The organism is Arthrobacter sp. S39, from assembly GCF_004320525.1.
GTDB lineage: Bacteria > Actinomycetota > Actinomycetes > Actinomycetales > Micrococcaceae > Arthrobacter.
Genome location: NZ_SIHX01000006.1, coordinates 130,528 through 144,670 on the forward strand (window position 1 = coordinate 130,528; position 14,143 = coordinate 144,670).

Sequence of the window (14,143 nt, forward strand, 5' to 3'; positions counted from 1 at the left end):
AGGCACATTGTGAGTTTCTTCAAGAAGGTAACGGCAGCTTTAGGAGCTGTTGGTTTAGTGGTGGGGCTTGCGGCCTGTGGGGGCGGGGACGCGGCTTCGAGCTCGAACGGTGAGATCAAGATCGGCCTCAGCGCCGGCCTGGACAACCTGGATCCGGGGCGGTCGACCAATGGCCCGGACATCATCATGATGTCGCAGATTTATGAAACGTTGCTCGACATGGATCCGAAGACTCGGGAACTGGTCCCCAAGCTCGCGGAGTCCTACGAACTGATTGACCCGAAAACGTGGCAGTTCAAACTGCGGGAGGGCATTAAGTTCTCCAACGGGGAGCCGTTCAACGCCGCGGCGGTCAAGTACTCGATCGACCGCATGCTGGATCCCAAGACCAACTCGCCCAGCGCTTCGCAGATCGCCTCGATCGAGACCGTCGAGATCGTGGACGATACGACGGTCAATATCCACACAAAGAGGCCCGACCCGGTACTTCCGAAACGCATGCAGCCGGTCGGGGGCTCAGGCCGTATCTTCATCGTTCCGCCGAAGTTGTTCAGTGAAAGTACTCCCGAAGAGGTTGCAAGCAAGCCGGTAGGCACGGGCCCCTACGTTCTATCGAACTGGCAGAAGGGGCAGTCAATCGAACTGTCGGAGAATCCCGAGTATTGGGGGACAAAGCCGGCGGTAAAGAAGGCCACATTTACCTTCATTCCCGAGTCGGCAACCAGGGTCAACTCCTTGCTCTCCGGTGAAGTGGACATCATCCAGCGGGTACCGATCTCCGATGTTGATCGGGTCGAGCAGCAGGACGGAGTCCGGGTCGAGCGAAGCGAGGAGGGACTGGTCCACACCATCCTGCTTGATACGCGTCAGGCACCCTTTGATAACCCCAAGGTCCGCGAAGCGTTCGCTAAGTCAATAGACGTTTCCGGTTTCGTGGAGGGCCTCCTCAAGGGCTATGGCCGTCCTCTGGGCGCACCGCTATCGCCAGGAGTGAAGCAGTACGACGACACCATCAAACCTTACGAATACGACCCGGCTGCCGCCAAGCAACTCCTGATCGAGGCCGGCTACCCCAACGGTTTGCCGCTCCAGACGAAGACATCGGACGGCCGCTACGAGTCCGACAAGCAGATCTACGCATACATCAACAAGCAGTTGGACGACGCAGGCTTCAAGATCACGCCCCAAACTGTCGAATGGGGGCGCCTGATCCAGCAAATTAACTCCAAGAGCGCCGGCCCGTTCTACATGGTCGGGTGGGACTTCGGCGAGGCAGAAGCAAGCAAGATGAACTCCTTCCTGATGCCAGGGTCAATCAGGGTCAGTGAACTTTCGGAGTACGAGAAACTTGCCGCCGCTGCGGGGACAGAGGTCGACGAGGCACGGTCAACGGCTCTCTGGAAGGAAGCCCAAAAGGTGGTTCATGACAACTACGTCATTGGCGCTATGTGGCAGACCGAAGCCCTGTGGGGTGAGAGCGACAAGATCGATTGGAAGCCGGCTTTCGGTGACAACTTGGACCTCGACGCTATTGGGCTCAAGTAATTCCCAGTCGTAAATGACTGTTGGCCGGCCGCCTGTCGGGCGGCCGGCCAACGGAGGAGAGAGAAAAACCATGTACGCATTGGGTACAGAGCCGAATGGAACTGAGAACAAGACAGCGGCGCTCTTTGACGTCAACAACCTGTCAGTGCAGATCAACGGACAAGGGGTGTCGTTCAATGTCGTTGACCACCTCAGCTTCCAGTTGATGGCCGGTGAGTCACTGGCGATCGTCGGCGAATCCGGTTCGGGCAAATCCGTATCGATGCAGGCGCTGTTGGGACTTCACGCGGGTAACCACAACATCGCAGTGTCTGGCAGCGTCCACCTTGAAGGCCAGGAACTTCTGTCGCTCAGCAAAAAGGACATGCGAAAAATTCGAGGCGAGCGAATATCCCTAATCGCCCAGGATGCTCTGGCGGCAATGAACCCTTCGCTTACTGTCGGATTCCAGATAACCGAGCCGTTGATGGTGCACCGGGGCATGAGCCGCAAAGATGCCAATCGTCGGGCTACGGAGCTGCTCGACCTCGTCGGCATCCCAGCGGCGGCCAGTCGCTTGAACGACTACCCTCACGAGTTTTCAGGAGGAATGCGTCAGCGGGCGCTCATCGCCATGGGCCTTGTGCTCGATCCGGACATCCTTATCGCGGACGAGCCAACGACAGCTCTGGACGTCACCATCCAGGCGCAGGTTCTCGATCTGCTCAACAGGCTTCGCAAAGATCTCGGAATGGCTCTGATCATCATCACCCACGACATGGGAGTAGTGGCACGAGTAGCAGAACGGGTACTGGTCATGTATTCGGGAACTGTCGTGGAATCAGGCGGGGTCCGCGAGGTGTTCAGGAAACCCGTTCATCCGTACACTGAAGCGCTGTTGCGTGCGATGCCACGAATGGACCAAGGCGATGAGCGATTGTTCTCCATCGCTGGATTCCCGCCCACCCCGGGTCAGCTACCGCAGGGTTGCCGATTCCATCCGCGATGTCACTACGCCCGGGACGAGTGCTCCCAAGCGCCGGCACCGCTTCTCGAAATAAGCCCTTCCCAAGCGACTGCCTGTCGGTTCTGGGCAGAGAACATCACCGAACCACGTCAGGAGACCAAGCGTGCGTAGTCAAAACATTGCAGCCAGCACGGAATTTCCCTCGGTGGCGGACACAGTGGAGCCCGCGGCGCTGGAGGCGAGGGGTATTACAAAATCATTCCATCTTGGTAGTTCGGGACTCAAAAGCGGTCGAACCCTTCAAGCCGTACGGGGTGTCGATCTCGTGGTCCCGAAAGGAAAGACAGTTGGTGTCGTTGGCGAATCAGGATGCGGAAAGTCCACGCTCGCACGCATTCTCGTCGGACTTGATCAGCCGACGACCGGCACCCTTCGAGTTCTCGACGAAGACCTGGCCACGGCATCTGCCCCACGACGCAAGGACCTGCTCCGCCGGGTGCAGATGGTCTTCCAGTCTCCGTTCACATCGTTGGACCCCCGGATGACAATCGAGCGGAGTATCCGGGAGCCTCTGGACGTACTGCGTGGCAAACAGACGAAGAAACAGAAAACCGCACGCGTTCACGAATTGATGGCCCAAGTTGGGCTTCCTCAAGAAATGGCCACTCGCTATCCGGCGCAACTTTCGGGTGGACAGCAACAAAGGGTCGGGCTCGCCCGCTCCCTTGCCGCAGGCTGCGAAGTGATCATCTGTGACGAACCAGTCTCAGCTCTGGACGTATCCATCCAGGCGCAGGTGATCAACTTGCTAAAAGACCTGCAGAACGAGCTCGGCGTTTCGTACGTGTTTATCGCGCACAACCTGAGTGTCGTCAGGACAATCTCGGACTATGTGGCGGTCATGTATCTTGGCAGGATCGTGGAATCAGGTCCAGCTGATAGCGTCTTCGAATCCCCGAAGCATCCCTACACCAAGGCGCTTCTCGCGGCCGCACCAACACCCGATCCCGACATTGAGGCCCGGGACAGGATTTCCCTTCAAGGTGATTTGCCCTCACCACTGGACGTCCCGACAGGCTGCGCATTCCGGACCAGGTGCTGGAAGGCAACTGAGATCTGCGGCGAGAAACAACCTGAGCTGGCGAACGACCTCGATCCCGCACATCAGTTTGCCTGCTTCCACCCGGAGTGATCCAGGCGGCAACCCTGCACACTCCACCTAGAACAGAAAGATCCCAAGAACATGGACAAGCCTGAAATAGCAACACTTCGGATGCGGCTGCGGGCTGCTGACACCACGTATGCAAGCACGACCATTCCCGCAGCAACGTACATGGGTTTGATGTCGGATGCTGGTGCCTTGCTGAATCTGCAGCGCGGGGAAACGGCCGGACTGGTCGCTCGATGGGAAAACGTGGACTTCCGATCAGTCTGCGACGTCGGCGACTTCATCGAGGTGCGGTGTGAGATGTTGAAAGTTGGCAACCGCTCACGACGTATGCGCGCCTCCGTGCACGTCCTGGTGCGCACCACTTTGGAGGAAGGCAAAACATCAAAGGGCGAATACCTCTCAACACCTGAACTTGTCGCCCAAGGCGAGTTGGTCATAGTCGCGCCCAGGCAAGATTTCGCGGAAGACAGCTGACGCCTACAGATCCGAATTGCCCTAAGCCGCCACCCTGGATTAAGCGCTGACAATCCCTTAAGTACCCCCTGTTGAGGCTGGGTGGTCTTGGGAGGGCTTCGGGCACCCAGTGGAGGCGATTCCATCACCGGACAGTTTTACTGGCCACCAGCGGGCACTTCAACTGGCCGCCGTTAGGCAGAACATAATGGCCGTTGACAGTAGGGTGTTGGCCGGCCTCCCAGGTTGGTGGCCGGCCTTCTATGGGTTGAAGGCCGTCGGCGCGGACACGGGTCCGGGCGTGACGTGCCGATCCTCTAAAGCCGCTTCCAGCCGTGAAGAAGCAGGGAAACAGACCCGCAGCGAGTCATTCTGGGGAATATGCGGTGGTGTTCCGAGGGATAAGATCGCCCAGAAATTTTTGATGTTCAAAGGGGCGTGCGGGGTCTTCGATCCGTTTCAGCAACAGGTCCAGGGAGATGGCCGCCATTTCGCTGATTGGCTGGGCAACCGTCGTGAGGCTCATCCTGTCCCAGGCGGAACTCTCGATGTTGTCGAAACCAACGATCCAGAGGTCCTCAGGAACGCGAATTCCTAGCACCTCCGCAGCATCCCGCACCCCGAAGGCGATCAAGTCATTGACGCAAAAAACTGCATCCGGTCGATCGTCTTTCTGCAAGATCTCCAAGCCAACACGTCGGGCATCCTCATGCGTAAAATCGCACATTAACTGCAGTTCGGGCGCCAGGGAAATCGCGTCCTCCTCGCACTGCGCAAAGAACCCTTCCCGCCGCTCCTGCCCGGTACTAATGTTCTCCAAACCCCCCACCACTGCCATACGAGAGCGCCCATGCTTTCGGAAATATCTGGCTACCCTGCGGCCCCCCGAGACGTTGTCGCTGGTTACCTGATCACACTGAATACCTCGAATAGATCGGTTCGTGAGCACGATTGGCAGGTTCAGAGTGAGTGCACGATCGAGAACCGAAGAGTCTGTCGTTGCAGTCGTAAAAATGAGGCCCTCGATGGAACCCGATTGGATCGCCTCAATGGCAGCTGCATCGCCCGTGGGAGAGTCGGCCGTCCAGAGCACCATTCGGTGGTCTGTCGATGCGACGCTCTGTGCCAACCCGCTTAAAAGTTCCGGATAGAAGGGATTCTTGATCCGTCCAGTGACCACGCCAATATTGCCGGACTTACGCATTCGCATTGAACGCGCCTGCTGATTCGCGACGTATCCCGTTTCTTCGAGCACCCTAAGGACTTTTGCCCGTGTCTCCTCGCGCACATTGTTGCGGTTCTGAAGCACACGCGAAACGGTGGTCTGAGAGACGCCCGCGAGCACCGCAATGTCCCTACTAGTGCGTGTTTTCAACATGCTCCTCGGTGTTATTTTCGGCCGGTCTGTCGTAACGGCCGGTCTTCCTCAACACAGCGTAGCGTCGAACACGGGGCGATGCTCCGGTAGACGGAGCAGGTCGGCGCGGCACTCGATTTTTCTGAAGTGCTGCTGGTCGTCCAGCTGGATGGATCGCGCTGCGAGGCGTTTCCCGCGCAGTGACCCAAGAGGCCATCGTGAGGGGAGACCTGCGCGCGTTCCGGGTGGAGACCGCGTCTGATGAAACGAGCGATGTCGCAATTGGCGGCAGGTGTTACTCGCCGACAATCCCAGTTGACGCGCCGTACGGCAACTTATCGGGGCACACCCGACTTGGCTGTTTATGCCGCCGCCAGCGCGTGTCAATCCAGCGCGTGTCAATCCAGCGCGTGTCAATGCCGTCGAATGCTGTGCTCGTCGGAGGCGTCACGGATCCACCGTCGGTCCACTGAACGGATCTCGGCCTAGCTACAAAGGCCTGAGCCCTGTGCGAGAGCGTGCCAGGCGCTTGCAGCTTGGACTTCATTGGGCCGGTCCAACTATCGGCACCCAGCCGGGCCCGGCTTTCTTTTTGGCTGAGTGGTATCCGGTGCTGACCCTCGGATCACCAATTGGGGAGCGAAGCGCCGGTGTTCGGGTGGCCGCTCCCCGTCGTCAAGACGTTTGAGCAACATTTCCACACCTAGGTCAGCGATCTCGTCGACCGGTTGTGTCAGGGTGGTCAGGTCGAAGAGGCCCCATGACGCCATTTGGATATCGTCATAGCCGATCACCCAGACATCGTTCGGAACCCCAAGTCCCAGTTCCTTAGCGGCGTCTAGCACTCCGAACGCGAGCACGTCGTTGGTGCAGAATATCGATCGCGGGGCATTTGACTTTGCCAAGAGCCCGACGGCCACAGACCGGGCTGAGTCGTGGGAGTAGCCACTGTCGAGAATGTGCTCGGGAGGGACTTCGATGCCCTGGTCACGCAGGTGGTCGAGGAATCCAGCGCGCGTCTCGCGTCCCGCGCTGCCGCCGTCATTACCGCCGATGATGGCAACGTCCGTCCGTCCAGCTGCCATAAAGTGCGCAGCGGCGAGAGCGCCGCCCGCGTGGTTGTCGCTGGTTACCTGGTCACAGCTCGCGCTTTCCATGCCGCGGATCATCAGAACCACCGGAAGATTCAGGCGCATCGCAGCTTCCAAGCTGGCAGACCCTTCGGTCGCGGAGGTGAAAATCACGCAGTCGATCAGGCCACCCTGCATCGCTTCTATCGCGGCCGCCTCGCCCGAATCCGTGTCCGATGCCCACAGCACCATCCGCATGTTACGGCGGGTAAGCACAGTCCCGAGAGCGTCAATGAGCTCCGGGTAGAAGGGGTTGGTCATGCGCCCAGTAACCACGCCCACCGTTCCGGTCCGGCGCGTACGCATGGCACGTGCCTGTTGGTTGGGAACATAGCCGCTGCCCTCCATGACAGAGAGCACATGATCGCGCATCTCTGCACGAACATTCGGGCTATCCCGGAGGACACGGGAGACCGTCGCTTGCGAGACACCGGCCAGGCGTGCGATGTCCTTGCTCGTTAGCGAGCCCCCTCCTGGGCTAGCCATGCCAACACCGCTGCTCAGGACTATGAGCGATCCTGTGCTCATCGCTTTGAAAGAGGTCGCTTTTGATCACTGTCGTTCCTTGGGTCGGAGGTAGGTTTCCTAGGCTTTAGGCGTATAAGATGATTACGTAGTCATCTTAGTCTAAGGCATAGAGGAATATCATGACGTCAACGGTGAACGCCACGATCTGCACCCACTACTATCAGTTTGATCAGCAGGGGGTTGCTTTCAATATGTGGTATCTCGCATTTGCTGAAGAGGCACGCAATGCGTTCCTTGCTGAAGAGGGTTTTCCCTTGACGGCTTTGCTCGCCTCAGGACATGACGTTCAGGTGGTCCACGTTGAAATCGATTGGATGGCGGCGCTCCGGTGGGGGGACGAGCTCATGGCCACCGTGAGTGCAGGCCGAACCGGCACAACCAGTTTCACGCTGAGCTTTTCCTTTGGGGTCTCCGGCCAAGATCGCGCTCGAGCATCAATCACCTACGTCGTTATCGACGCTATGACTCAAAAGAAGGCGCCGCTGCCGGCCGAGCTCCGGTCTCTACTTGAGCGCGGTTCTAGGCTGGCGTCGCTCTGATGCCGCTGAATCTAGCATCCGACGTACCTTGCAGCCTGGCTGCGGCCCACCGGTACGCTCATCAACCACAGAGCCTGTCAGCTACTGCTGACAGGCTCTGTTTGAGTCAACCGGGGTTACTTTGCGGAGAACGAAGAGGGCCGTTCGAGGCGGAACCCAGTCACCGACTAGACCCGCGATGCGGATCACGCAAAAGTCTGGTTCTTGCGCATGCTCCTCACTCGGTGGCGGCGACCGATGTCGAACCGTGGGTATGAGCGACTGCGAAGATGACTGCCGGCGCTGGCCCTCAGCTCTCATGTACACCGGGTACACGAGTACGGGCGGGAACACTCGCGCCACATGACTAGGCCGCGGTGCTTTGCAGCTGGAGCAGCCATGACGCCGATTGACGGAATCGCGCGGCCGAAACGCTATGCAAGGGTACCGATTGCGGAATACGACATCAGAGCGCCTAACCAGTAGGCGAGAAGGACACGAACCCGAGGGTTAGTCGAGTCTGGGTACTATGCCTAAGTCCGGGCTTGTGCTTGCGAACACAGCCGGTCTACGTTCGAGGAACGCTGAAACGGCCTCTCGATGATCAGGGGTGATCCCGCACAATTTGTGTAGGGTCACTTCACGGTCCATCGCCTCATCCAGACCCATCGATTCGGCCGTGTTGAGATTCTGCTTGGCATAGTTGAGGGCGAGTCGCGGCCCGTGAGCCAATCGGTAGGCGATCTCCGTAGTCCGCGACTGAAGTTCCTCCGGCTCGACGATCCAGTTGAGCAGGCCAAGTCTCAGGCAGGTCTCGGCGTCGACCTTCTCGGGTAGAAGCATCATTTCGGCAGCACGGGAGCGCCCGATCAGGTGCTGCAGCTGCCACGATGTTCCGAAGTCTCCGGAGAGTCCAACCCCCATAAACGCTGTGGCCATGATGGATCGGGGGGTGCCTATGCGCAGGTCAGCTGCCAACGCAATACCCAGTCCTGCTCCTGCGGCGGCCCCAGGAAGGGAAGCGATCACGGGCTTGGTCATCCGACGGAGCCCGCCGATAATCTCCTTCTGTTGCCTCTGCTGAAGTTCGATAGCGGCGTGATCCACGGTCGCTGCCCCTCCGCCCTCGCCTCCTTTTGCCTTGAATTCCTTCAAGTCGCCGCCGGCCGAGAAGATCGTGCCGGATCCTGTCAAGACCACCGCCCCAACATTGGGGTCCCGTTCGAGATCACTGATTATCGGCCCCAAGGAGCTCATCATTGCCTCGGACAGGGCGTTTTTGCGTTCAGGGCGATTGAGAGTGATTGTGGCTACTCCCTCTGAGAGCTCCACGAGGAGCTCGTCGGTTCCGGAATCGATTGTTGCAGCTTCAGACATACCTTTTCTTCACTCATGTAGTGGGCGGGCGTTTCCTTGACGACACCGGTGCCATCCAGATGACGCATTGAGAGCGATCCTGCTAGCCGAAAATCATTACCACCGGTCAAACCAAGCGGCTCTCTAATCCCGTTAGTCTGTCTCGGGCCCGGAGCAGTAGAAGCAGTCTGCGATACCGGCACCATCACATGCGCCTTCTTCGTCGGTTTGCGCTCTTCCGACGATTGCTCCGGGGCGTGTCATGAGTTCAGGGGCGGGCGAGTACATGATGGTCAATGAGGTGCTCCGCAATCGACATGGCCGAGGTGGCCGCAGGCGATGGAGCATTGCGCAGCAGGGTCACGGGTCCAACCTGGTCGATGGCGAAGTCATCAAGCAGGGAGCCGTCACTGGCCCAGGCCTGGGCGCGGACGCCGGCTGCTGTCTTGGCCGTCAGGTCGCCCATCTCGAGTTCTGGAATGAACCGGCTGGCTTCCTTGAAGTACAGGGGCTTGATGAGGGACGCTGCGATCTCCTTTGCACCCATCCGCCAATGCTGCTTGGCAAGCGTGGTTGCTCCCGGCCAGGTGAGGGACGCCAAAGTGTCCTTCAATGAAATAGTTCCCCAGCCGTAGCCTTCGCGAGCGAGGGCCGGAACGGCATTGGGGCCGACATGAATATCGTCGTAGACGCCGCGCGTGAAGTGGACGCCGAGGAATGGGAAACTCGGATCCGGGACAGGATAGATCATTCCCTTGACGAGGTGTTGTTTTGCTGCCGAAAGCGCCCAGTATTCTCCACGGAACGGCAGAATCTTGGGTGAGGGGGAGGCTCCCACGAATTTGGCGACCAAGTCGGACTGCAAGCCGGCGCAAACGATGAGTCGGTCAAACACCAGTTCCGCTGCGGTCGTGGTCACGTGGACCTTTCCACTCACCTGGGCAATCGCTGTCACCTCGTGTCCGAGCAGGATCTTCCCGCCGGCTTGGCGGATGTCATCGGCCATGGCTTCAGTGATAGCCGCGTAGTCAACGACGGCCGTGTGTGGAGAGTGCAGTGCGGCGACTCCGGCTGCGTGCGGCTCAATTTCTTTGATTTGTTCGGCGTTGAGCCGGCGCAGGTCTGGAACCTTGTTGGCAAGAGACCGGCTTTCGATGTTCTCAAGTGCGGGCAACTCTTCTGCTGTCAGAGCAACGACGAGTTTGCCGACCTCCCTGTAAGGAAGCTTTTTGTCGAGGCAAAAGTCCCGGGTGAGGTCCCGGCCGCGGGCGCAGAGGGTCGCCTTGAGAGATCCAGGCGCGTAGTAGAGTCCTGCGTGGACCACGCCCGAGTTGTGTCCTGTCTGGTGCATGGCGACGCGGTGTTCTTTCTCCACCACAGTAACTTCGCCCATACCTCGTTGGGTGAGGGCTCGGGCGATTGCGATGCCTACAATGCCTCCGCCAATGATGCCAATCTGTTCGGTCATCGTTATCTCTGTCTCGTGTATGGCTCCCCCGTGGGGATGCGCTTCAGTTCGTGAATTAGTGCAAGGGTCAGCTGGCGGTCCAGCCGCCGTCGACCATCAGGAGCTGGCCGGTGATGTAGCTGGAGGCGTCGGATGCCAGGAACACGGCGGCGCCGGCGAGTTCTTCCGGTTCGCCAAATCGGTTCATCGGTATCCGCTGGAGCATCCTCTGTTTCCGCTCGGGATCGTTAAAGACTGCCTCGGTGAGCTTGGTCCGGATGTACCCAGGCCCGAGGCCGTTAACCCGGATGCCCCGTCCGGCCCACTCAAGGCTGAGGTTGCGGAGAACCCCGTATATTCCTGACTTGCTGGCCGTGTAAGCGACGACGGAGGGCAAGGACAGCTGGCTCGAGAGGGAACCGATAAAGATGTGGCTCCCGCTGCGACCCTTTTCCAGCTGGCGTTTTCCGAGTTCCTGGCTCAGCAGGAACGGCGCGGTCAGGTTGATGCTGATGACGCGGTCCCACTCATCTGGGTCAAATGACTCGGCGGGTTCGCGGTGCTGAACCCCGGCGGCATGAACGACGATGTCGATTTCGCCGCCCAGGCCATGTTCGACGTCGTTAAGAAGGGGCGCTGCGGCGCCGCGGACCGCCACGTCGGCCGGGAACGCTGTTGCGGCTGGTCCTATGTCCTGCACTGCGGCACGGAGCTCATCTTCGCTGCGGGATACCAGGGCCACTTGCGCGCCCGACTGTGCGAGTCCGTTGGCGATGGCGAGCCCGAGGCCTCGGCCGGCTCCGGTGACCAGTGCGCGTTTCCCTTCCAGGGAGAACTTGTTTCCACTATCCATCATTGCGTCCGGATCGCGGCGGTTTTGATGCGGGTGTAGAAACCCAGCGCTTCGAGGCCCTGTTCCTTAAACGGTGAACCTGAATCCTTGAACCCGCCAAAGGGGTGGTGAATGTCCCAACCTGTTGTGGGCTGGTTTACGGAGACCTGACCAGTGTCGACGCTGTTGATAAAGGCGAATGCCTGTCCAAGGTCTTTGGTGAACACTGCGCTGGAGAGTCCGTAGGCCGAGTCGTTTACCGCATTGATGGCTTCTTCGACCGTGTCGACGACGGTCATCGCCAGCACTGGCCCGAAGACCTCGTCCCGCCAGATGTCCAGGTCCGGTGAAATACCCAGCAGGGTAGGTTCGACGAAGGCGCCTGTCTGGCGTTGCTCCTCTCCCAAGGGTGTGGTTGCAATAATTTCAGCGCCTTGGCCGACAGCCGTTGAGATGTGCGCCTGGATCTGCTGCTGCGCTTTCTTGCTCACCACCGGACCAAGGCTTGCACCGGGTGTGCTGCCGCTGGCGACCTTTAGCCCCGCCATGGCGGCCACGAGTTTGCTGCGAACTTCGGTTTCGACACTCCGCTGGACGATGAGGCGGCTGGTGGCTGTGCACCTCTGCCCTGCCTGAGCGAAGGCGCCGGCGATGATGGTGGGGATCGCAGCGTCCAGGTCAGCGTCCTCGAGAACTACTGCCGCATTTTTTCCGCCCATCTCGGTTTGCACACGGATCCCTGTTCCCGCGAGTTCCTTCTGCAGCTGGATGCCTATTTCGGTCGAACCTGTGAAAGAGACAGCACGAAGGCCCTGATGGGATGTGAGCTTCTGGCCAATGTCCGCACCACGGCCCGTGACGGTACCGAGCACGCCGGCCGGAAGGCCTGCCTCGTGAAGGATTTCGGCGAGCTTCAGTGCGATGATCGGCGTTTCACTGGCGGGCTTAAGCACCACAGCATTGCCGGCCAGCAAGGCGGGGGCAAGCTTTCGCGCAGGTGTCAGCAGGGGGTCGTTCCACGGTGTAATGAGAAGCACAACACCGATCGGTTCACGGATCTGACTGGCGAAAGTCCCCGGGCGTGCGTCGGGCAGGTACTCTCCGAACGGTAGCCGGGCCAGGCCGCCATAGTATTCGAAGAATTCGGCAGACTTGCCAACTTCACCGGTGGCTTCCGCCCGGGTCTTGCCCATCTCGGTGACAATCGTGGCAATCAGTTCCTCCGCGTGCTCCCGTATCAGGGACGCGGTGTGCAGGAGAATACGCCCGCGTTCCAGATGCCCCGTAGCCTTCCAGGTCTTTGCGCCTTCGACAGCGGCCCGGAAAACCTCATCCAGATCTTCGGGGCCCATGGCCGGGACCTGACCTATGATTTCGCCATTTGTGGCGGGGTCTGAGACATCCAGGGTTGTTCCTGAGCGGGCGTCGACGAATTCGCCGTTCACCAGGTTCTTAACCAATCCGATTGTCATAGTGTCTGCTCCTGTTCGGACCGTGTTGTCGTGGTGGGTGGCCGTGGTCATCGATTCACCTCGGCTGTTTGGGCTGTGGATTCAAAAGCGGCCGCCAGATCGCCTGTACGCATCGCAGCCAGGAGGCGTTCCAGCGAATCTTCTTCCAGCGGCTCGGGGTTAGTCGGCCTCGGGTATTCCCTGACGCAGCGCTGGGCAATTGCCACTTCGGTGCCTTCCGGGATATTTGCCTCATCAAGAGTTGTCGGCAGTCCCAGCCGTTTGGACAAGTCAAGGATCGCTTGGGCGGCCGTGTGCAGGTCCTCGCTCTGTCCGCCGGTGATGGCGCGCGCCAACGCCGACGCCAGTTCTGGATCCAGGTTCTGGTTATAGGCGATGCAGTACGGCAGCGCGAGAGCGCAGGAGGTGCCATGGGGCATGGGGTTCTCATATGACAGGCAGTAAGCCAGCGAATGGCCCATAACTACGCCTGCATTGAGTGCCTGTCCGGCAAGGTGCGATCCCCAGAGGCAGCTGGCGAGGGCATCCTGGTCACCGGCTGCTGCCTTGTCCAAGTTAGGCATGAGCATCTCGATCGCGCCGATTGCGTGGTGGGCGGACAGAGGCGAGGCGCTGGTGGCCATCAACGATTCGATGGCGTGGGCCAGGGCATCCATTCCCGTCGATGCCACGACACCTCTTGGCAGGGACGCAACCAGGTCAGGGTCAATAATGGCAGCCTGGGGCACATATCGGGTACACGATGAGGCCCTCTTGGCTCCATCCACGGTGACCATGGCAATGCGCGTAGCCTCCGCACCGGTCCCGCATGTGGTCGGGATCAAGACCAGCGGCGCAACGCCCAGCGGTGGATCCACAACTCCGAGCCAGTCCGCTGACGTCCCGTCATTGAGCATCAGCAGCGAGATGATTTTGGATGAGTCCAGAACAGAACCACCGCCAATTCCGATGACGGCGCGGGCCTTGGCGGCGCGTGCCTCTTCAGCGGCTGCGTCGACAATTTCTGCAGTCGGCTCGCTTCCGAAGCCTTTCCTAAGCACTACTCGGAAACCGGCGCCTTCCAGGGCATGCAGCAAATTTTCTGCGAGTCCGAAGTTTACGACCGCATCATCGGCTGCGACGAGAACTGTCCCTTCGGTGAGTCCGAACTGCTCGCGGAGAAGCTTTGCGATCTGCTTCGTGGAGCCGCGGCCTCCGAGTACGGCCGGCGGCGACAGGAACTCTGTGGGGGAAGCAAGGGCGGGAACCCATCGTTTTGACATCATCGTCACGCTTTCATGATTGGATACAATTTCTGCAAACTACGCTAACGGACCAGCCCCTCCCGCGTCAAGGCTTCCGAGGCGGAGGTTACCTGTAAACGTGCTAGAAAGTGCGCCACGGCGCCG

At 59.6% G+C, this 14,143-nt stretch carries 12 protein-coding genes; 5 read left to right on the forward strand and 7 right to left on the reverse strand.

Annotated features, from left to right (window positions below):
- The first annotated feature begins 9 nt into the window (after positions 1–9).
- The 4 genes from EYS21_RS13665 to EYS21_RS13680 all read left to right on the forward strand — a co-directional run bounded on the left by EYS21_RS13665 (position 10) and on the right by EYS21_RS13680 (position 4,136).
- Positions 10–1,545, forward strand: a complete 1,536-nt coding sequence (locus tag EYS21_RS13665; protein WP_131133748.1) for an ABC transporter substrate-binding protein — start codon at positions 10–12, stop codon at positions 1,543–1,545.
- Positions 1,546–1,615: 70 nt separating this feature from the next.
- Complete coding sequence (locus tag EYS21_RS13670; RefSeq protein WP_131133749.1) at positions 1,616–2,662, forward strand: ABC transporter ATP-binding protein; 1,047 nt, start codon at positions 1,616–1,618, stop codon at positions 2,660–2,662.
- On the forward strand, positions 2,655–3,683 hold the full coding sequence (locus tag EYS21_RS13675; protein WP_131133750.1) for an oligopeptide/dipeptide ABC transporter ATP-binding protein: 1,029 nt from the start codon (positions 2,655–2,657) through the stop codon (positions 3,681–3,683). The genes EYS21_RS13670 and EYS21_RS13675 overlap by 8 nt, the downstream gene beginning before the upstream one ends.
- Positions 3,684–3,734: 51 nt before the next feature.
- Positions 3,735–4,136 carry a hotdog fold domain-containing protein gene (locus EYS21_RS13680; protein WP_131133751.1) on the forward strand — a complete coding sequence of 134 codons (402 nt, stop codon included), beginning with the start codon at positions 3,735–3,737 and terminating at the stop codon, positions 4,134–4,136.
- Between the two features lie 346 nt (positions 4,137–4,482).
- On the opposite strand, the gene EYS21_RS13685 is transcribed toward EYS21_RS13680, so the two are convergent.
- Together EYS21_RS13685 and EYS21_RS13690 are read right to left on the reverse strand one after the other, a co-directional pair.
- Entirely contained in the window at positions 4,483–5,493 is a 1,011-nt protein-coding gene (locus EYS21_RS13685) for a LacI family DNA-binding transcriptional regulator (protein WP_131133752.1), read from the reverse strand.
- Between the two features lie 539 nt (positions 5,494–6,032).
- Positions 6,033–7,130: a LacI family DNA-binding transcriptional regulator gene (locus EYS21_RS13690; RefSeq protein ID WP_131133753.1), complete on the reverse strand. Its 1,098-nt coding sequence runs from the start codon at positions 7,128–7,130 to the stop codon at positions 6,033–6,035.
- A gap of 119 nt (positions 7,131–7,249) precedes the next feature.
- Here EYS21_RS13690 and EYS21_RS13695 point away from each other — a divergent pair, with 119 nt between their 5' ends.
- Positions 7,250–7,669 carry a thioesterase family protein gene (locus EYS21_RS13695; protein WP_131133754.1) on the forward strand — a complete coding sequence of 140 codons (420 nt, stop codon included), beginning with the start codon at positions 7,250–7,252 and terminating at the stop codon, positions 7,667–7,669.
- 489 nt (positions 7,670–8,158) lie between these two features.
- On the opposite strand, the gene EYS21_RS13700 is transcribed toward EYS21_RS13695, so the two are convergent.
- The 5 genes from EYS21_RS13700 to EYS21_RS13720 all read right to left on the reverse strand — a co-directional run bounded on the left by EYS21_RS13700 (position 8,159) and on the right by EYS21_RS13720 (position 14,020).
- Positions 8,159–9,025 carry an enoyl-CoA hydratase-related protein gene (locus EYS21_RS13700; RefSeq protein ID WP_131133755.1) on the reverse strand — a complete coding sequence of 289 codons (867 nt, stop codon included), beginning with the start codon at positions 9,023–9,025 and terminating at the stop codon, positions 8,159–8,161.
- Positions 9,026–9,272: 247 nt separating this feature from the next.
- Complete coding sequence (gene lhgO, locus EYS21_RS13705) at positions 9,273–10,472, reverse strand: L-2-hydroxyglutarate oxidase (RefSeq protein WP_131133756.1); 1,200 nt, start codon at positions 10,470–10,472, stop codon at positions 9,273–9,275.
- Positions 10,473–10,539: 67 nt separating this feature from the next.
- The gene (locus EYS21_RS13710; protein ID WP_131133948.1) at positions 10,540–11,304 is read right to left on the reverse strand and encodes an SDR family oxidoreductase; all 765 of its coding nucleotides are present in this window, start codon (positions 11,302–11,304) and stop codon (positions 10,540–10,542) included.
- A complete protein-coding gene (locus EYS21_RS13715; RefSeq protein ID WP_131133757.1) occupies positions 11,304–12,755 on the reverse strand; it encodes an aldehyde dehydrogenase family protein in 1,452 nt (483 codons plus the stop codon). Before EYS21_RS13715 ends, EYS21_RS13710 begins: the two co-directional genes overlap by 1 nt.
- A gap of 47 nt (positions 12,756–12,802) precedes the next feature.
- Positions 12,803–14,020 (reverse strand): iron-containing alcohol dehydrogenase, encoded by a 1,218-nt coding sequence (locus EYS21_RS13720; protein ID WP_242633439.1) that lies wholly within the window; start codon positions 14,018–14,020, stop codon positions 12,803–12,805.
- Positions 14,021–14,143: the final 123 nt, after the last annotated feature.

Coding starts and splice junctions, on each gene's coding strand:
- EYS21_RS13700 (WP_131133755.1), bottom strand. CDS start 9,025: ATGTCTGAAGCTGCAACAATCGATTCCGGAACCGACGAGCTCCTCGTG.
- EYS21_RS13720 (WP_242633439.1), bottom strand. CDS start 14,020: ATGATGTCAAAACGATGGGTTCCCGCCCTTGCTTCCCCCACAGAGTTC.
- EYS21_RS13680 (WP_131133751.1), top strand. CDS start 3,735: ATGGACAAGCCTGAAATAGCAACACTTCGGATGCGGCTGCGGGCTGCT.
- EYS21_RS13670 (WP_131133749.1), top strand. CDS start 1,616: ATGTACGCATTGGGTACAGAGCCGAATGGAACTGAGAACAAGACAGCG.
- lhgO (WP_131133756.1), bottom strand. CDS start 10,472: ATGACCGAACAGATTGGCATCATTGGCGGAGGCATTGTAGGCATCGCA.
- EYS21_RS13710 (WP_131133948.1), bottom strand. CDS start 11,304: ATGGATAGTGGAAACAAGTTCTCCCTGGAAGGGAAACGCGCACTGGTC.
- EYS21_RS13690 (WP_131133753.1), bottom strand. CDS start 7,130: ATGAGCACAGGATCGCTCATAGTCCTGAGCAGCGGTGTTGGCATGGCT.
- EYS21_RS13695 (WP_131133754.1), top strand. CDS start 7,250: ATGACGTCAACGGTGAACGCCACGATCTGCACCCACTACTATCAGTTT.
- EYS21_RS13685 (WP_131133752.1), bottom strand. CDS start 5,493: ATGTTGAAAACACGCACTAGTAGGGACATTGCGGTGCTCGCGGGCGTC.
- EYS21_RS13715 (WP_131133757.1), bottom strand. CDS start 12,755: ATGACAATCGGATTGGTTAAGAACCTGGTGAACGGCGAATTCGTCGAC.